This window comes from Helicobacter burdigaliensis, assembly GCF_003670295.1.
In the GTDB taxonomy this organism is placed as follows: domain Bacteria; phylum Campylobacterota; class Campylobacteria; order Campylobacterales; family Helicobacteraceae; genus Helicobacter_D; species Helicobacter_D burdigaliensis.
In genome coordinates, this window is the sequence record NZ_QXJG01000015.1 from 21,431 (window position 1) to 39,209 (window position 17,779).

Annotated in this window: 15 protein-coding genes and 1 pseudogene; 7 read left to right on the forward strand and 9 right to left on the reverse strand. The window is 33.8% G+C overall.

The features are described 5' to 3' along the window. Nucleotides 1–275 precede the first annotated feature (275 nt). Nucleotides 276–1,871, reverse strand: a complete 1,596-nt coding sequence (locus EBF09_RS06450) for an ABC-F family ATP-binding cassette domain-containing protein (RefSeq protein ID WP_121764312.1) — start codon at nt 1,869–1,871, stop codon at nt 276–278. A 153-nt stretch (nt 1,872–2,024) separates the two neighbouring features. Beyond that, complete coding sequence (locus EBF09_RS06455; RefSeq protein ID WP_232817678.1) at nt 2,025–3,236, reverse strand: argininosuccinate synthase; 1,212 nt, start codon at nt 3,234–3,236, stop codon at nt 2,025–2,027. A 185-nt stretch (nt 3,237–3,421) separates the two neighbouring features. Here EBF09_RS06455 and EBF09_RS06460 point away from each other — a divergent pair, with 185 nt between their 5' ends. The 4 genes from EBF09_RS06460 (at nt 3,422) to EBF09_RS06475 (ending at nt 7,433) form a co-directional block, all read left to right on the forward strand. Continuing rightward, entirely contained in the window at nt 3,422–3,799 is a 378-nt protein-coding gene (locus EBF09_RS06460) for a transcriptional initiation protein Tat (RefSeq protein ID WP_121764314.1), read from the forward strand. Continuing rightward, nucleotides 3,796–5,457 (forward strand): FAD-binding oxidoreductase, encoded by a 1,662-nt coding sequence (locus EBF09_RS06465; RefSeq protein ID WP_121764315.1) that lies wholly within the window; start codon nt 3,796–3,798, stop codon nt 5,455–5,457. The genes EBF09_RS06460 and EBF09_RS06465 overlap by 4 nt, the downstream gene beginning before the upstream one ends. Continuing rightward, on the forward strand, nt 5,454–5,870 hold the full coding sequence (locus EBF09_RS06470) for a c-type cytochrome (protein ID WP_121764316.1): 417 nt from the start codon (nt 5,454–5,456) through the stop codon (nt 5,868–5,870). Before EBF09_RS06465 ends, EBF09_RS06470 begins: the two co-directional genes overlap by 4 nt. Nucleotides 5,871–5,960: 90 nt before the next feature. Further along, nucleotides 5,961–7,433: a DUF2779 domain-containing protein gene (locus tag EBF09_RS06475; protein ID WP_121764317.1), complete on the forward strand. Its 1,473-nt coding sequence runs from the start codon at nt 5,961–5,963 to the stop codon at nt 7,431–7,433. Here EBF09_RS06475 and EBF09_RS06480 read toward each other — a convergent pair. After that, nucleotides 7,430–7,861, reverse strand: coding sequence for a hypothetical protein (locus EBF09_RS06480; protein WP_121764318.1), 432 nt, complete (start codon nt 7,859–7,861; stop codon nt 7,430–7,432). The two genes, EBF09_RS06475 and EBF09_RS06480, sit on opposite strands and share 4 nt — an antisense overlap. Nucleotides 7,862–8,110: 249 nt before the next feature. Between EBF09_RS06480 and EBF09_RS06485 the strand changes: the two genes are divergently transcribed. From EBF09_RS06485 to EBF09_RS06495, 3 genes are read left to right on the forward strand one after another with little or no spacing between them, the layout of a single operon-like run. Continuing rightward, complete coding sequence (locus tag EBF09_RS06485; RefSeq protein ID WP_121764319.1) at nt 8,111–9,274, forward strand: MFS transporter; 1,164 nt, start codon at nt 8,111–8,113, stop codon at nt 9,272–9,274. An 11-nt stretch (nt 9,275–9,285) separates the two neighbouring features. Then, a complete protein-coding gene (locus tag EBF09_RS06490) occupies nt 9,286–9,603 on the forward strand; it encodes a rhodanese-like domain-containing protein (protein ID WP_121764320.1) in 318 nt (105 codons plus the stop codon). A gap of 45 nt (nt 9,604–9,648) precedes the next feature. Further along, nucleotides 9,649–11,448 (forward strand): sodium:solute symporter family transporter, encoded by a 1,800-nt coding sequence (locus tag EBF09_RS06495; protein ID WP_198672553.1) that lies wholly within the window; start codon nt 9,649–9,651, stop codon nt 11,446–11,448. Here the strand turns inward: EBF09_RS06495 and EBF09_RS09465 are convergent. The 6 genes and pseudogenes from EBF09_RS09465 to EBF09_RS09365 form a co-directional block, all read right to left on the reverse strand. Continuing rightward, the gene (locus tag EBF09_RS09465; RefSeq protein ID WP_198672551.1) at nt 11,445–11,711 is read right to left on the reverse strand and encodes a GNAT family protein; all 267 of its coding nucleotides are present in this window, start codon (nt 11,709–11,711) and stop codon (nt 11,445–11,447) included. The two genes, EBF09_RS06495 and EBF09_RS09465, sit on opposite strands and share 4 nt — an antisense overlap. Continuing rightward, a complete protein-coding gene (locus EBF09_RS09470; protein WP_198672552.1) occupies nt 11,704–12,018 on the reverse strand; it encodes a GNAT family N-acetyltransferase in 315 nt (104 codons plus the stop codon). The genes EBF09_RS09465 and EBF09_RS09470 overlap by 8 nt, the downstream gene beginning before the upstream one ends. Before the next feature lies 1 nt (nt 12,019). After that, the gene (yedF, locus tag EBF09_RS06505; protein ID WP_121764322.1) at nt 12,020–12,247 is read right to left on the reverse strand and encodes a sulfurtransferase-like selenium metabolism protein YedF; all 228 of its coding nucleotides are present in this window, start codon (nt 12,245–12,247) and stop codon (nt 12,020–12,022) included. A 10-nt stretch (nt 12,248–12,257) separates the two neighbouring features. Beyond that, the gene (locus EBF09_RS06510; RefSeq protein WP_121764323.1) at nt 12,258–12,935 is read right to left on the reverse strand and encodes a hypothetical protein; all 678 of its coding nucleotides are present in this window, start codon (nt 12,933–12,935) and stop codon (nt 12,258–12,260) included. After that, nucleotides 12,892–14,150, reverse strand: a pseudogene (yedE, locus tag EBF09_RS06515) (selenium metabolism membrane protein YedE/FdhT). The gene EBF09_RS06510 and the pseudogene yedE overlap by 44 nt, the downstream one beginning before the upstream one ends. Nucleotides 14,151–14,636: 486 nt before the next feature. Beyond that, on the reverse strand, nt 14,637–17,465 hold the full coding sequence (locus EBF09_RS09365; RefSeq protein WP_232817679.1) for an autotransporter outer membrane beta-barrel domain-containing protein: 2,829 nt from the start codon (nt 17,463–17,465) through the stop codon (nt 14,637–14,639). Between the last annotated feature and the right edge of the window lie 314 nt (nt 17,466–17,779).

Here is a 17,779-nt window from a genome sequence, read left to right on the forward strand (position 1 = left end):
AGGATCTTTAAGCAATAAAAAGGGAGATTTTTAGCTCTTTTGCTACAAATTTAGAAAACTCTTGAGCCCTAAAAAATAGATAAAAGAAGCACTAAACTTTTGTGTTTCAATAACCCCTAAGAAGAGTAAAATTTTAAACATTATAGAATAATCTACTTTAATCTCTCTATTAGGTGGCAAACAAACATGATAAAATTCGCTCTTAGGTAATATTTTCTTATAAATCTAGATATTTCCCCAAAAATAGCTAAAGGCAATATTTGAATTTTTTAGATTCATTCTTGCCCTTGTGAAGCTAGATACTCCTCATAGCTTCCGCGAAAATCCACTATTTCATTGTTTTCTTTAAATTCTATAATTCTATTTGCATACGCGTCAATTAACTCTCTATCGTGGCTTATGCAAATTACATTTCCGCTATATTTGTATAATGCCTCTCCAAGTGCGATGATAGCCTCTAAATCAAGGTGGTTTGTAGGCTCATCAAGCACTAAGAAGTTTCCCCCCTCTAGCATAAGCTTGCTTAGCATCATTCTATGCTTTTCTCCACCGCTTAGGGCATTGACACTTTTTTCTTGCTCTTCTCCGTTAAAGAGCATTCTGCCTAGTGCATTTCTTATCTCTGTGGCTTCCTTTTTCTTATCAAAGCCTCTTAGCCACTCATAGAGAGTTTCTTCGCCCTTTATAAGTTCTGTGGTGTTTTGTGGAAAATAACCTCGCTCAATCGTCGCACCCCATTTTATGCTCCCACTTTGTGGCTTTAGATTTTCTACAATTAGTTCACAAAATGTAGTTTTGCCAATACCATTTCTTCCAATGAGTGCGATTTTATCGCCGGGGAGTATGGTTAGGCTCAAGTTTTTAATCACTTCTAAATTTTCATAAGAAAAGCTTAAACTTTCAATATTTAGCGCTTCATTTCCTATGGTGCGGTTTGGCTTAAAAACTATGCTAGGATCGCGTCTGCTTGATACTTCAAGTGCTTTTATGTCTAGCTTTTCTAGTTGTTTTTGGCGAGAGGTAGCTTGTTTAGCCTTAGAAGCATTGGCTGAAAATCTAGCGATAAAAGATTCTAGCTCTTCTTTTTCTTTTAGCTTTTTGTTTCGCTCCATCTCTTGTTGCTTAGCAATAAGCGTGGAGGCGATATACCAATCATCATAGTTTCCGCTAAATTCTCGCACAGATTTAAAATCTAAGTCTAAAATATGCGTGCATACGCTATTTAAAAAGTGCCTATCGTGTGAGATTACCACAAGTGTCCCTTCATGGCGTTTTAACTGCTCTTCTAGGTAAGAAATTGTCTTTAAATCTAGGTTGTTTGTAGGCTCATCTAAAAATAAAATATCAGGCTTTGGGAAAAGAACTTGTGCTAAAAGCACTTTAAACTTATCCCCGCCGGTTAGCGTCTTCATAAGCTCATCGTGGATTTTAGCAGGGAATCCTAAGTCTTCTAAAATCTTTTCTATTTGCACATCATATTCATAGGTAGGATCTTCTTCAGCACAAATCATCTCTAGCTCGCCTAGTCGTTCATTGACTGCATCGCTAAAGTCTCCTGCCTCATAAAGTTTTTCTTTTTCTTTAATCGCTTCATAAAGTCTTTTATTTCCATAAAGCACGCAATCTTTAATGCTAAAATCCTCATATGCAAATTGGTTTTGTCCTAAAACCCCAAGTCTAGCATTGGGATCAAAAGAAATATCCCCACTTGTATGTTCGATCTCTCCACTTAAAATCTTTAAAAAAGTGGATTTTCCAGCACCATTTGCACCTATTAGCCCATATCTTTTGCCCTTATCAAGCCTTAAATTTACATTTTCAAAAAGTTTTTTGGTAGCATATTGCATACCAAGCCCGGTTATTTGAACCATAAAATATCCTTAAATCTTACTTTAATTCTTTGCAAATTGTAGTATATTCTAGCTTAAAAGCTTGTTGGGGGGTAATCTTAGTTTATAGAAGTTCTTTTCTTGTTTTAAATTAATAAAGCAGTCTTTGACTGCTTATTTTATAGGAGCAAAAGATTACTTTTTCGCTTTTCCTGCGATGATAAATCTTAAAGCATTGAGTTTTATAAATCCTGCGGCATCTTTTTGATTATAAACGGAATCTTCTTCAAAAGTGCTATATGCAGCATTAAAGAGGGATTTTTTAGATTCTCTTCCTAATACAGTTACATTGCCTTTATAGAGTTCTAATCTTACTACACCCTCAACTTTTTCTTGTGTTTTATCAATGAGAGCTTGCAACGCCTCTCTTTCAGGGCTAAACCAATATCCATTATAAATAAGCTCGGCATATTTTGGCATAAGAGAATCTTTTAAATGTGCTTCTTCTCTATCTAGGCATAGAGATTCTATTGCACGATGTGCTTTTAGATAGATTGTCCCACCCGGAGTCTCATAGCAGCCACGAGATTTCATTCCCACATAGCGATTTTCTACTAGATCTAATCTTCCAATTCCATTCTCTCCGCCAAGCTTGTTAAGTTTAGCCCAAAACTCTGCTGGACTTAAGTTCTCTCCATTTATCGCCACGCCATCGCCATTTTTAAATTCTATTGTGATAATTGTTGGCTTATCTGGGGCATTTTTAGGGCTTACAGACCATCTCCACATATCTTCTTCAGGAGCGACATTTGGATCTTCTAATATCTGTCCTTCATAGCTAATGTGAAGTAAATTTGCATCCATTGAATAAGGCGATTTATTCTTTTTCTTTTCAATCTCTATTCCTGCTTTTTCTGCATAGTCTAGGAGCTTTTCACGGCTGTTTAGATCCCATTCTCTCCAAGGAGCGATGACTTTAATATCTGGGTTTAGTGCATATGCTCCTATTTCAAACCTCACCTGATCGTTTCCCTTTCCTGTGGCACCATGAGAGATCGCATCAGCACCTACCTTTTTGGCAATTTCCACAAGTCTTTTTGCGATAAGTGGGCGTGCAATGCTTGTGCCAAGTAGATATTCGCCCTCATAAATGGTATTTGCCCTAAACATAGGAAATACAAAATCTCTAATAAATTCTTCCCTCAAATCTTCAATAAAGATATTTTCACTCTTTATGCCAAGCTTTTGTGCCTTTGCTCTTGCAGGCTCTACCTCTTCGCCTTGTCCGATGTCTGCTGTGAAAGTTACTACTTCACAATTATAAGTATCGCCAAGCCATTTTAAAATCACGCTTGTATCAAGTCCCCCGCTGTATGCTAAAACGACTTTTTTGTATTGCTTACTCACCTTAAAACTCCTAAAATTAAAATTTTGCATAATTATAGCATTAAGATTTTGCTTTAGAGTGGTATTTTGTGAATATTTTTTAAAGTTTAAAAGAAAAATATTTTATAATTGTGTAAGAATGCAAGTCCTATAATTGCCATAAAGTTAAATAAAATTTAACTAAATTTTTGGATTAAGGAGGTTGCATGATAGAGCGTAGAAGTTTTTTAAAAGGCGGAATGATAAGCCTAGTCGCTCTTAATACACTTGAAGCTTCTATATTGACTATACAAAAAGAGAACCTAAGGTATTCTAAACTTTTTATTAAGGATTTAGATTGTCAAAATATTTCATTTAATTTTAGTACAGAAGAAACTCTTATTATCAATAAAGATATTGCAAATATTTATACAAAACTAGATAAGGCATTAAATAGCGATGTGATTATTGGGGGTGTTGGTTCTAAGACAACCTTTTTTATCTTAAAAGAGATGATGCGCACTAAGCACACACATATCGCATATTATGAAGAAAAACAAGGCGAATATGCCTTTATTATCACGCCAAAAGGAGTAAAATTATGATTTTACCTATGAATGTTTCACAAGAAAATTTTAATAAGGCTTTAAAAGAATTTCAAAAAGCAATCGGCAAAGAGTGGGTGTTTAATAAACAAGAAGATTTAGATCTTTATAGAGATGCTTATAGTCCGCAATGGGACGATTCTGATGAGCCTATTCCCTCTTTAGCACTAGCACCTAAAAATACAGAAGAAGTGCAAAAAATCGTAAAAATTGCAAATGTTTATAAAATACCACTTTTCCCTATATCCACAGGTAAGAATCTAGGCTATGGCTCTAGCGCACCTCAAAGGAGAGGTGATGTGGTAGTGGATTTAAAAAGAATGAATAAAATTATAGAAGTAGATGATAAGCGTAATTTTTGCATTGTAGAACCGGGTGTTAGCTATTTTGATCTCTACGAATATGTAGAAAATAATAATCTTAATGTTTTTTTGGATATTCCAGATCCGGGTTGGGGTTCTCCAGTGGGGAATGCACTAGATCATGGTTGGGGATATAGCTATGGAATGTATAGAGATCATTTTGGTTCGCATTGTGGTATGGAAGTAGTTCTAGCAAATGGAGAGATTTTAAGAACGGGCATGGGTGCATTGCCGGGTGCTAAAACATTTGCAGAAAATAAATATGGCTATGGACCTTATGTGGATGGACTTTTTGCACAAAGTAATTTTGGAATTGTAACTAAAATGGGCTTTTGGATGATGCCAAAACCAGAATATTATCTTCTTTTGTCGCTTACTATGAAAACAAGAGAGGACTTAATCCCAGCAGTAAGCATTTTAAATTATCTTGAAGATAGTTTTATTATTGGGTGGCCTTTATATAGAAGTCCGCTAAATCCTCCGCATGGAAAACCTATGAATAAAGAGTTAGAGGGGTATTTGACTTCTAAAGGAGGCAAACCTGATTTAAATAAAATCCAAAATTACGCACTTAAAAATGATATTCCTTATTGGCAAATTGATATTCCTATTTATGGTTGCAAGGATACTTGTTATGCGAATATGAATTACATTAAAGAGCGTTTTAAGGTGATTAGTGGTGCAAAGATTACTAAAGTGCAAGAATTTGCCTTGCCTCTTACTTTGGAACAAAAATCCCAGCTAAAACATAAAGTCTCTTTAGGGATTCCTAATATGGAGATTTTTTGGCTAAGCACGAGAGGAGATGTATTAGAGCCTAGCGATGGGCATGTGTGGTTTTCTCCTATTATCCCAAGAGATGGTAAAGAGCTTTTAAAATGTCAAGATGTGTATATTGATGTTTTTCATTCTTTAGGTATGAAGTCCCCCATTACTCCTTTTGCACACCCTAGATCTTGGATGTATAGGGCGTTTTGTTTTATGCTTGCTTTTAATAATTCTCGCACGGATAAAGAACATAATGCAAAGTTAAGAGAGGCTTATAGAACTATGGTAAAAGTAGCCGCACAAAATGGTTGGGGGGATTATAGGGCAGCACCCACTTTTCAAGATGATGTAATGGGTGCATATTCTTACAATAACCATATTTTAAGAAGGTTTAGTGAACAGCTAAAAGACTGCATCGATCCTAATGGCATTTTAGCACCCGGTCGTGGTGGAATCTGGCCTAAAAACGCGAGAGAAGGTAGATTTGCTAATGCTAAAAAAGATGGATTTAAAAAGGGGCAAAAATGAAAAAGATAATTTTAGGATTTATTTGTGTGGGTATGGCTTTTATAAGTTTGGGGTTTAGCAAAGGTGAGGTTAAGGTGAGCCAATACAATCCAAACAATCCAAATTCACCTGCAAACTTCTCTAGCGTAAAAAGCTCTACTTTAAGTAGTGAAGAGAAAAAAGGGCAAAAAATTTATAGCAAGTGGTGCGTTTCTTGCCATGGAGTGAATATGCCTGCAACTAATGCTCTAGCTGTGGCTTATAAAGGCACAGGGATTCCTGCGCTTTTGGAAGATAGGACGGATTTAAGTGTAGAATTTGTGCAAACTTTTGTTCGCTATGGGAAATCTTCTATGCCCTTTTTTAGAAAAACAGAAATTAATGATGAGGAGTTAAGGCTTCTTGGTAAATACCTAAGCAGAAACAGCAAATAGCTGTTTTTGTTCTTGTAACTTTCATTAGGCTTTTAAATTTTATATCTTTTTAATATAATTTCTAAATAATTTTTTAATTCAAGGTATTTTATGAATCTATCTAAATCAAGATATACAAGAGGGGTGCAATGTGCTAAATCTCTATGGCTGAGAACTTATAAAAAAGATGTATTGAGTGAGCCAGATAAAAATGCTTTGGCTAAATTTGATACGGGCAATAAGGTGGGCGAGTTAGCTTGCATGCTTTTTCCAAATGGGGTTAAAATAGATTTTATGGGTAGCACATTTATAGAAAAATGCGAACAAACTAAAAAATTATTGCAAAACAATCAAGAAGTCATCTATGAAGCCACTTTTATTTATGAAGGAATTGTGGTTATGGTAGATATTTTGCAAAATACAAAAGAGGGGTTTGTCCTCAATGAAGTTAAAAGCTCCACTTCTTTAAAAGAAATTTATAAAGACGATTGTGCTTTACAATATTTTGTATTAGAAAATCTAAATTATAAAATCAAGCAGGTAAATCTCATACATATTAATAATGCTTATATTGGAGAAGAGGAATTAGAGGTTGATAAACTTTTTATGCATTGTGATATTACAGATGAGGTTATAGCTAAGCAAAAAGAAGTCAAAGAGAATTTAGAAAAATTTAAACAAGTTTTAGAAGATTCCAAAGAAGAGCCAAATATGGATATAGGAGAGCATTGCTTTGATCCTTATTTATGCGATGCTTATGAATATTGCTGGGAAAAGCGAAGAGGGCTTTGCCAAAAAGAAGATATTTTTAGTATCGCAAGGCTTAAGATGAGTAAAAAGATTGAATTGTATAAGAAAGGAATTGTTGATCTTAAAGATATAAAGGATTTTTCACCCTTTAATGAAAGTCAAAAGATTCAAATCAAAGCTTCTTTAAAGAAAGAGATTAAAATAGACAAACCAAAGATAAAAGAATTTTTAAGCACTTTAAACTATCCTATCTATCATCTTGATTTTGAAAGCTTTACACAAGCGATTCCTGAATTTGAAGGCACTAAGCCTTATATGCAAATCCCTTTTCAATACTCTTTGCATATTGATAATAAAACCACTCTAATACATAAAGAGTTTTTAGCAGAATGCGGGATTGATCCAAGATTTAGCTTAGCGACAAGCTTAGTAAGGGATATTCCAAAAGATGTTTGTGTTTTAGCCTATAATGCGAGTTTTGAAAAAAGTATCATTAAAAATCTAGCCTCTTTATATCCTAGCCTTAGCGAACATTTGCTAAACATAGAGAAAAATATTAAAGATTTGATGATACCTTTTAAAGATAAGTTCTATTATCATTATAAAATGCAAGGGAGTTATTCTATCAAAAGCCTCATTCCGCAAATGCAAGAAGCTTATAAAAGTTTAAATCTAATCCATAATGGAAGCGAAGCTATGGAGAGCTTTGAGCTTATGTGTCTTATGGATAAAGAGGAGAGAGAAGCTTATCGCAAAGCACTTTTAGAGTATTGTAAATTAGATACTTTGGCGATGGTTAAGATACTAGCACATTTAGAAGAGGTGATAAGCTAGAAATTTTCAAAATTCTCTTTTCTGTTTTCATAAAGCTCTTTTGCCACTTTTACTTCCATACTCCAAAATACCGCTCCCATAGATTTTGGATAGCCTTTAGTCTCATATTTTTCACAAAGGGCGTTATAAACTTCATCTCCTTCTTTGCAATCTATTGCAATACTGCCAAGATAAGGATAGATTACATAGCTAGTAGGCGCTATATCAAAGACTTTTGTAAGGCGAGTATTAGGAAAATTTTCTTGCATAAAGCCTAAAAATTCTTCTCTTTGCTTTTTATCTGTTTTGTCCTCATCAAAAGGATCTAAACCCTCTTTATTGTTTTTATTAATGGAGCAAATATTGTGGTTTTCATTAAAACACATCCAAAAAGATTGCTTATTAATTTTAAGTGTATGTTGATAAATGGTTTCCACTGCAAGAGCCATATTTATTCCTTTTTGTTTTTTAAATTATAGCTAATAAAAATAGACATTTTTTGTCTAAATGATAAGAGAGGCTGTGTTATCTTTGTAAAGATTTTTATTTAATTTTATACTATTTTACGAGTTTTATTATACTAATTTTATAGGATTTGTTATCAAATATGCTTTTAAAGTGTGGAAATTATAAAACTTAATAAACTTGCACTAAGCTTTTAAAGAATAAAATAGAAGCTTACAAAAAAGGTTAAGTATATGGAGATAACAAAGACAAAAACTTTTCAATTTGCCCTTTTCGCTAGTACTTCTATGACGGTGCTTGGTAGTATTGTGATAGCACCTGCAATTCCGGCATTAGAAGCACATTTCTTGCCACAATCTATACCAAATATTGATTTATTATCTAGGCTTATTCTTACGCTTCCTGCTTTGTTTGTGATGATTTTCTCTCCTCTTAGTGGGTTTTTGCTTGATAGATTTGGGCGGATTAAATTTTTAATCCCTGCAATGTATGCTTGGAGTATTTTTGGTGCTTTAGGGGCATTATGGGATAATATTTATTGGATTTTATTCACAAGGGCGATGTTTGGCATAGCTACTGCATTTGTGATGACGGCTGCTAGTGCATTAGTGGCGGATTATTATGCAGGAGAAGATAGACAAAGGGCGCTTAGTTTGCAAGGCTTTGCTACTGCTTGTGGAAGTGCTACTTTTATGATTATTGGAGGGTTTTTAGCGCATTTTGGTTGGCGTTATCCTTTTGTTGTTTATGGGCTTGGAGTGATAATTGCCTTGCTTGCTACAAAGTTGCTTTTTGAGCCTAAGAGGGCGCATAATCTTTTGTGCGAAGATGAGAAAGAGCCTTTTAGAATCTTGCCTTTAGTGCCGATATACTTTATAGGATTTTTTGTAATGGCGACTTATTATATCTCCCCCACGCAAATTCCTTCTTTTATGGTGCATAATCTTGAGATTAAAGAGGTTTATGTCGGAGTGGGAATGTCCGCTTCAGCGATATTTTATGGACTTGCCTCGCTTTCTTATCAGAGATTAAGAAAATATCTTAGTATAGCTTTGGTTTATGGAGTTGGATTCTTGCTTATGGGAATTGGATTTTTACTCCTTTTTTATTTTCATAGCTTTTTTATGGTGCTTTTGGCTTTAGTGCTTTTTGGAGTGGGTGGAGGGCCTATTATTGTGAATAATATCTCCACACTTATTGCAAATTCTTCCCCTAGGCATCGTGCAAAAACTTTAGGGGTTTTAAGTGCGGTAATTTATTTTGGGCAGTTTGTTTCTCCCTTGCTTTCACAACCTTTTGTGAGAGTGTTTGATATTACTTATCTTTTTATGGCGGCAGGATTGTTTTTGTTGTGTTTAGCTCCTATATCTTATTATATTGGATTACATTATCGTTAAAAAGGAAAAATATGGAATATTATGGAAAAAGACATAAAAGTTTGGCTAAGGCTGTGTTTAAAGAGGATTTAAAAGATATTTTAGAAGATACTTCTTGGGTGCTTATTGATATAAGAGAAGAAGAAAATTATTTGCAAGGGCATTTAAAGAATGCTAGAAACATTGTCACGCAAGAAGAATTTTATAAAACTTTAAATGAAAACAAAGATAAAAAAATCTTATTAAACTGCTATTCAGGGCATACGGTATCTTTGATAGGAAGCTCTTTAGTAGATGAGGGATATACAAATATTTATTTTTTAGATGAAGAAATTAGTGATTGTTTGTAATTTGTTTTTGTTATAATGTAAATTTATGAAATTAAAGGAGAAATTATAGAGGCAGTAAAGATTAATATCCCTATTGCGGTTATGTTTTTGGCTTATTCTTGTTTGATGTTGTTTATAGGTTTTTATTTTTATAGGCAAAACAAAAGCACAGAAGATTATTTTTTAGGCGGGCGGACTTTAGGTCCTGTGGTTTCAGCACTTAGTGCCGGAGCTTCTGATATGAGTGGTTGGCTTTTAATGGGATTGCCCGGTGCTTTGTATGCAAGTGGGCTTGTTGAAAGTTATATTGCCATAGGGCTTAGTATCGGGGCTTTGCTAAATTGGAGCTTTGTTGCAAAAAGGCTTAGAATCTATACAAGCGTGATTGCTGATTCTATTACCATACCCGATTATTTTGAAACAAGATTTGATGATGATAGGCACATCTTACGCATAGTATGTGCGGTGGTGATTTTGGTGTTTTTTACTATATATGTTTCATCGGGACTTGTAGGAGGGGCAAAACTCTTTGAAGCTACCTTTGGTATAAGATATGATTATGCATTAACCACTGGGACGCTTATCATCGTAGCCTATACTTTTTTGGGTGGATATAAGGCAGTTTGTTGGACAGATATGCTTCAAGGGCTTTTAATGATGGGGGCGTTAATCGTTGTACCTATCGTAATGCTTTATCAATTAGGTGGCATAAAAGAAGCTTCAAAATATATTAGCATTTCAGATACAGCAAGTAAAAATATTTTAGAGATAAAAGGGCAAATCCCTAGTATTTTACAAGATTTAAATGCTAAAGATTCAAAAGATAAGATTATAATTTTAATCAATGAGTTAAATAAGGCAAAAGATAAAGTTTGGAGTGAAAAAAACATTCAAGAAGAGTTTAAAAAAGACAATAATGTTTTGGAGCTATTTAAGGGTGATTTAAAAAATGTAGTTTTTGCTAAAGATTTAGCACAAAGATTGCAAGAAGCTATAAATACGCAAGATGCGCAAAAGTTAAGTAAATTGCTAGATGGTTTTAGTAAAGTCAGTTTTGTGGCACAAGATAGATTGTCTTCTTTTGGAGGAATTTCTTTAATAGGCATTATCTCAGCATTGGCTTGGGGGTTAGGGTATTTTGGACAGCCTCATATTTTGGTGCGTTTTATGTCTATCCGCTCTACTAAAGATATTCCTATTGCTACATTTGTAGGGATTTCTTGGATGGTGGTTTCTTTGGTGGGAGCTTGTTTTATTGGGATTTTGGGGATTGCTTATGTGAATAAGTTTGATTTAAGCCTTGCTGATCCTGAAAAGACTTTTATTATAATGTCAGAGCTTTTATTTAATCCTTGGATTGCTGGGATTTTGCTTTCTGCGATTTTAGCGGCCATTATGAGCACAGCAAGTTCGCAACTTCTTGTATCAAGCTCAACCATAGCAGAAGATTTTTATAAGAGAATTTTCAACAAAGAAGCTTCAAATAAAATGGTGATGAATCTAGGAAGAATAGGGGTTTTGCTAGTGGCATTGGTTGCCTTTGTGATTTCAAGTGATAAAGATTCCAGCGTTTTAAGTATCGTAGCTTATGCGTGGGCAGGATTTGGAGCTTCTTTTGGTTCTGTGATGCTTTTTTCACTATTTTGGGGGAGAATGACAAGAATGGGAGCGATTTGTGGAATGGTTAGTGGGGCTTTAATGGTGGTACTTTGGAAAAAATATTTAGCAGAATTGTTTGGTTTGCCACTTTATGAGATTATTCCTGGATTTTTTATAGCTTCTTTAGTGATTGTGATTGTGAGCCTTTTGGGTAAAGTGCGTCCTGGCACAAAAGTCGCCTATGAAAGAATGCTAAAAGAGCTTTAAAATTGCTCTATGAAATGAGGATATTTTTCTAAATACCCTCTATAAATTCTTTCTTTATTTTCGTCTAAATTTAACTGATAAAACCTAAAAATGACTTTTATGTTTTTAGGTTGCCATAGTTCTTTGTAGCTATATTTATAACACATATTTAGTTTTTGCATAACTTTACCACTTGCAATATTTTTTATATCGTGTGTGGCGGTGATATAGGGGATTTTATCTACTTTTAGATTTTCTATGAATTTATTTGTAGCTTCAGTCATCAAGCCTTGATTCCAAAATTCTTTTTTTTATGGCATATCCAAAATCATTATTTTCATTGTTATTGTGAAAATGCAAATAGCCTATGGGTTTATTATCTTCTTTTAGGCAAATGGCGTATCTATAAAAATCTTTATTGTGATTGGTTTGTAGATAAAAATTTTCTAAATGATTTTTTGTTTGTTCTAGGCTTTCAAATGTAAGCCAAGGTAAAAAACGATTAACAATTTTGTCGCTTAGAATTTCAAATAAGGCTCTAGTATCGCTAGTTTCAAACTTTCTTAAAATTAATCTTTTTGTTTCTAGCATTTTAAGGTTTTTGGATTAAAAATCTAAGTGTTGGGCCATCTTGATTGATTTCTAAAACCTTAAAACCGCGATTTTTGGCATCTTGGGGTATGGAATTAATGCTTTGGGGACAATCACAAAGCACTTCTAAAATTTCTCCACTTTTTAACTGCGGTAAGGCTTCTAAAGTTGCAATAGCAGGGTAGGGACAAGCCTCCCCCTCTAAATTTAGTGTATAAGTTATTTTCATCATTTCTCCTTTATTTTATATTCCAAAATTGATTGCGATAATATTTTTCTTGATCTAAAAGTTTATTATATATTTCTTTTAGACTTTCATCCTCGCTACTCATATTTACTAAAAAATGATAAGCTTGATAGAGTTCTAAGAATTTTACCTTGCTATCTTGCTCTTTTTTGTAAAAATCTATATTTTGCTTAGCGATATTGATTGCAAAATCTAGTCTTTCTTTTTTGTTTTCTTTGGTTTTTAGAGCCTTACTTGTAGAAAATAAAAGATAATAGCCTTTATAAATATTGCTATTTATATAAGGTTCTTTGCTAGGAATTTTAATGAGTGTATCGTATAAGCTAAAGGCATTTTGGAGTTTGGATAAACTTTTTTCTTTTATAGCTAGGCTAGTAAAAATCTCTATTTTATTGCGTAAAATAAGTAATTCATAATTGCAAGCTTGTGCGTCATTGTCGTTTTGACAAGCATTTTTGTAGAGCGTTTCAAAGCTACTTAGTTCTTTTAGTGAATTTGCTTGTGAAATACAAGCTTCTATTAAGCCTTTGTCGCAATACTTTTTATCAACCTCTTTGGCTATTTTTTCTCCTAGGTAAGTTTCTGCAACCTCGTTTTGATATTCAAGGCCAAGCTTAGCATTGACACTAAGCGTTAAAAAAAGTGCTAATAAGATAAATTTGTTTTTCATTGCTCCTCCCCTTTAGGCTATTTTGCAAAAGTATTGTTTTTTATAAATTAAAACTAAAGCAAATAATAATCCAAAAAGAATGAGGTTAATATTAAAGCCCCAAAAATTCCCAAATTCTACTAAAAGATTGATTTTAGCACCGCTTTTAAAAGCGCTAGGCAGTAAATCATAGGTTAGGGCTAAAATCATTGTGCCTAAAATATTTGCAACACCTACAATCATAAAATGGCTTTGCCCCTCACAGGCTCTATAAGTCCAGCCACATTCACAGCCACCTGCAAACACTATCCCAAAGCCAAATAAAAATGCACCTACTGCTACTGCTGGGCTTAGAGCAATGATTTTGGCAGAATGTCCGCCTAAGATAAAAGCAAAAGCGATGAGTGAGGCGATAATCATTCCCAAAATCGCTCCTTTTATAGCGTTATCCCTACCAAATAAAAATAAATCCCTAAAACAAGAAGTGAAGCAAATTTGCCCTCTAGCGACAATAAAGCCAAAAACAAAACCAAAGATAAGTGCTAAGGATAGTAGGCTTTGTTTGTTGGCTAGATCAATATTTCCATTTTTGTATAAAAGATAAAACACCCAAGCTAAAAATGCGATAAAAAACACACTCCCTAAAAAGAAATGAAGCTTGGCTCTGCCTTTTTGATGTGTTAGGGTGCAGTTTTCTTTATTGACAAGTGTTAGTTTAGCTTGTGGTTTAAAAAAGGGAAGATTACAAACTTTGACGGCCAAAAATATCCCCAAAACCATGAAAATAGTAAAAAGCCAAGTATGCAAAGAAAAATAGGGCAAACCCGTAAAAAAATCTGCTAAATTACAACCAAAAGCCAATCTTGCTCCATAGCCTGAAAGAATCCCACCAAGGATTGCTTGAAAGATTCTAATTTTACTAGCAGGGAGGCGAAATTTTACTTTATTTGCCCAAAGTGCAGCGATGAGTGCGCCTATAAACATACCTATTAGCATAAGTCCATCGCTTCTTGTTAGGGGAGTTCCTCTTAAGCTTTGTATTTGATAGTAAGAATAGCCCTCTAAATTCATTCCAAAAAGCTCCAAAAACTCGCCTCCCCAGCGTGTCATCTCACCAGTTACAGCCCAAACGCTACCAAAAATCCCAAAATACACCGCACTTAAAATCCCAAGTGCAATTAAGGATTTAGAATTATCCCAAAAGTTAATTAAATATTTTTGTTTGAAAGAATGCATAAAAAGTCCTAAAGTTAATGTATTTTGTCAAGCCTTGACACGAAAATGCAATTATATATTTTCTAAATTTATTTGTCAAAATTTTGTTTAAAGGTTTTTGTTGTTGTAAGGTTTTTGCTACTCCCCTTGTTGTTGCAGGGCGTAGCTGAAGCAATCCATTTGCTAGGGTCTAAAAGTTAGATGAGATTTTGACTTTATAGAGAATTTTTAAAAACTTTAAGGTTTTATTGTAAGCCTTTTAGACTGCCACGCAAATGCTTTGTATTTATTTAGAGTGATAAGCTAACCTTTGAAATGATGAGGTTTACCTTTTATTATCGCACTAGACTATCTATTATGCCATTGCGAACGCAGTGAAGCAATCCACTGGTCGCATTGAATTATAATGGCATTTTAGTTTTATATTTTGGAGATTAAATTTAATAAAATCTCTTAGAAAAGAGATTTTATTTGTTTATTTTGTGTTTTAAGTTTTGCAGCTTTAGCTTAGAATTTGTATTTTAATCCTATATTTCCACTTAGATAAGTTTCATTTTTAGAATCTACTTTTCCAGCTAAGATTTGTTTAGCCCCAACGCCTAAATTAAGGCTTAAGCTATCATTAACATCAAGATTTCCTCCGATGATTAACTGCCCATAAGTTTTTTTCTTTTCATTAGAATCTACTTTAAAATATGAGTTAGAACCAACAAAGCTTGCGGTATAATCATCGCCATTGTTTAAAATGTATTGTTCTAGTTTTGGAGTTACATATAAATAAGAATTGCTATCAAAATATTTTCTTAGCTCCACGCCTGCTTCTAGGCTTGCAGAATTGTTTGTGCTTTTAAGCACATTTTGAGCTAAAATCGTGCCTTTTTCTGTATAGCCTGGAGTTCTTGTATAGTAGTAGTTTAGCCCTACAAATGGTTTTACAAACATATCGCCAAATCCAAATACTTTACCCACATTTGCAGAAATTCCAAAGAATTTTCTATCAAAATCTGAAGAATTAATACCTGCTATTGTGCTAATATCTTGGTTTGTTTTTCCGATTTGTCCAAAAATTTTCAAGTTTGTTTCAAAATCGTTAGGAAGTTTGATGAGAGAATACAAACCTAATTGATAATTATCAGAATCTTGGCGTAGGTTTGTGTCTTTTAAACTAGCGTCTGCATAGGTAAAATAAGCACCTATTAATACATTTTCATTGATGTTTTTATCAGCACCTAGGCTAATCCCATACACTCCTGCATTATTACCATCAATAATATTTGCCCCTCCAAACACATTTACCCATACACTATTGTTGTAGCTTTCATAATAGTCGTATTTTGCATCGGTTGCTAAAGAAGCAAAATAAGTTTTAGAATAAGGGTTGTTAAACTTCGCAAATCTTGTGCTAAGGGACATATCATTAGAGATATTTACCGCATTTAAAGCTGAACTTGAAGTATTTGAGCTATAAGCTACAGATTTTGCACTTTCGCGTGTAGATTTATAAAAATCCCCTCTAGTGATGATATTTAGAAGCTTTCCTGCATCGTGTTTAGTCTCTGCTAGAGAATCTAAAATCTTTTGAGATTCGCTTACATTTCCAGAATTGCTAATGGCATTTGACATATCCACCAGCTTAGAGCTATCCAGTAATAATCCTGCTGTTAGGGTTTGGTTTTTGTTTTTAAGTGATTGTAGTGAGCTACCTGCTATTTGGGAATTTCCACCTGCCATAATCGCGCCTAAAAGTTTATTAGCATCATTTTCAGCCGAAACTTTTCCTAATGTTTCACTTCTTTTTTGTAAATCCTCAGAAGCTTTGGTTAAATTTGTTAAAAGTTTGTTAGCTTCATCAAGTATAGTTTTAGCGTTTAATTCTGCTTTTTTAGCTTCATCGAGTGCTTTTTGTGCTGTTTCTAGGGCTTTTTTGTTTTCTTCGGTTTTGTCTTTATTGTATTTTTCTTCAGCTTGAGTGTAAGCAGTTTGCTTTTCTTTTGTTGTTGTTTGTGAAGCTTTTTGGGCGGTATCTGCTTCTTTTACTGCTTTTTTGACACCTTCGCTATCGCTTGAGCCTATTTCTTTATCAATTTTTGTTTTCCCTGCATCTACTAGAGCTTTTTCAGCGGTTGCTTTTGCTTGTAGGATTTTTGTTGCTTCTTGTTTGTCTAGTCCTACTGCCTCGCCATTTACATAGAGGGTTTTGCCATCTTTTGAAAGTGCTAGTTTATAATCAAGTCCTAGTGCTGTTACTAAGGTTGTGCCATCTACATCGCTACCAGTTCCTTTTGTAACGACTTTTAATTCATATTTTCCCTCTTCTAGTAGATTTTTATTTGTGAGTAAATCTTTAATATCTGTTTGATAGGATACTTTATCTAAAGTATTTGAGCCACCCTCTACTATATTTTCGTTAAATTTACCACCTACTTGCACTAAATCAAATCTACCCACAAGACTTTGTATATCTTCTAAGTTAAATTTTGTGTTTGTAATATTTGCGTCGCCTTTTACTTTGATAATGCTATTTTGCAGGGTTATTTCATTACCAGTAGAAGTGTTGCCTAAGTTTAGATTCCCACCGATAGAAAATTGTGAATTATTTAGGGCAGATAGGGTAATATCTTTAGCAATGAAATCTCCTTTGGTTTGTATAAGGCTTCCATTATCCACGGCAATATCCCCACCATTCTCCGCTTTAATGCTTTTTGCATGGAGGGTGCTATTGCCATCAGCAAATATATTTGCTTTTGCCGTTAGCTCTATATCATCAAAATTTGCCACCCCTTTTTCACAGATGATGATACTAGATTGTGTGCCTCCTAGGGTTGTTTTACTACCGGTTACATCTAGTTTTGCTCCAAGCACTGCTAGTGTTGCTTTGTCTTTTAGCTCCAGTGCGGATGTAGATGAATCTAACCCAGTGATTTTAGAAACTTTTGATACTACCATTTTGGTTTCATTGGTTCCATCGCCAAGAATTGTGCTTTTAGCACTTATTTCAAAGCCATAAGCAGAACTAGTGTCGGGTCTTTCGTCTTTATCTGTAAAACCACCAAAATTTGCTTCTTTTTTGAGGGTTAGAGTGTATTGCTTATCCCCATCAATTTTGATATTTTTTACTCCAAGATTATCACCTGTTTTTGTGAAATCATAGCTAATTTCAGAATCTGCTTTAGGGAATTCTGCATCTTTTTTAGTGGTGTAATTTCCATCTTTTTTACTAGATTCAAAGTTTTTATCAAAGTTTGTTTTATCATTAATTGTAGCAGCATTTGCTCCCAAGCTTAAAAAAGCTATTCCTAAAAGTGCACGGCTTGTAATAACGGATAATTTTGTCATTTTTACTCCTTGTATTTATATCAATCAATCATTTTGTATTGATATTACAATGCTATAAATAAATATATGAATCATAACTTATAAATATAAATCATAAAATATTAATTATTTTCAAAAATTGTCAAAAAATATATAGATAATGATTGTTTTATGGGGCTTTTAAGGGGTTAGCGGGGGGGTGGAAGTTTTTTTGCCCTTGGAAAAAGTAAAATTTTTAAAATTTTTTTGCCATCGGAAAAGGTAAACGAAAAGAGTTTAAAAATGGGGTTTTTTTTTTGTAATGTGCAAGATTTGGAACATTTTTGGTTTTTTTT

Coding starts and splice junctions, on each gene's coding strand:
- EBF09_RS06450 (WP_121764312.1), bottom strand. CDS start 1,871: ATGGTTCAAATAACCGGGCTTGGTATGCAATATGCTACCAAAAAACTT.
- EBF09_RS06460 (WP_121764314.1), top strand. CDS start 3,422: ATGATAGAGCGTAGAAGTTTTTTAAAAGGCGGAATGATAAGCCTAGTC.
- EBF09_RS06465 (WP_121764315.1), top strand. CDS start 3,796: ATGATTTTACCTATGAATGTTTCACAAGAAAATTTTAATAAGGCTTTA.
- EBF09_RS06470 (WP_121764316.1), top strand. CDS start 5,454: ATGAAAAAGATAATTTTAGGATTTATTTGTGTGGGTATGGCTTTTATA.
- EBF09_RS06475 (WP_121764317.1), top strand. CDS start 5,961: ATGAATCTATCTAAATCAAGATATACAAGAGGGGTGCAATGTGCTAAA.
- EBF09_RS06480 (WP_121764318.1), bottom strand. CDS start 7,861: ATGGCTCTTGCAGTGGAAACCATTTATCAACATACACTTAAAATTAAT.
- EBF09_RS06485 (WP_121764319.1), top strand. CDS start 8,111: ATGGAGATAACAAAGACAAAAACTTTTCAATTTGCCCTTTTCGCTAGT.
- EBF09_RS06490 (WP_121764320.1), top strand. CDS start 9,286: ATGGAATATTATGGAAAAAGACATAAAAGTTTGGCTAAGGCTGTGTTT.
- EBF09_RS09465 (WP_198672551.1), bottom strand. CDS start 11,711: ATGACTGAAGCTACAAATAAATTCATAGAAAATCTAAAAGTAGATAAA.
- EBF09_RS09470 (WP_198672552.1), bottom strand. CDS start 12,018: ATGCTAGAAACAAAAAGATTAATTTTAAGAAAGTTTGAAACTAGCGAT.
- yedF (WP_121764322.1), bottom strand. CDS start 12,247: ATGAAAATAACTTATACACTAAATTTAGAGGGGGAGGCTTGTCCCTAC.
- EBF09_RS06510 (WP_121764323.1), bottom strand. CDS start 12,935: ATGAAAAACAAATTTATCTTATTAGCACTTTTTTTAACGCTTAGTGTC.
- EBF09_RS09365 (WP_232817679.1), bottom strand. CDS start 17,465: ATGACAAAATTATCCGTTATTACAAGCCGTGCACTTTTAGGAATAGCT.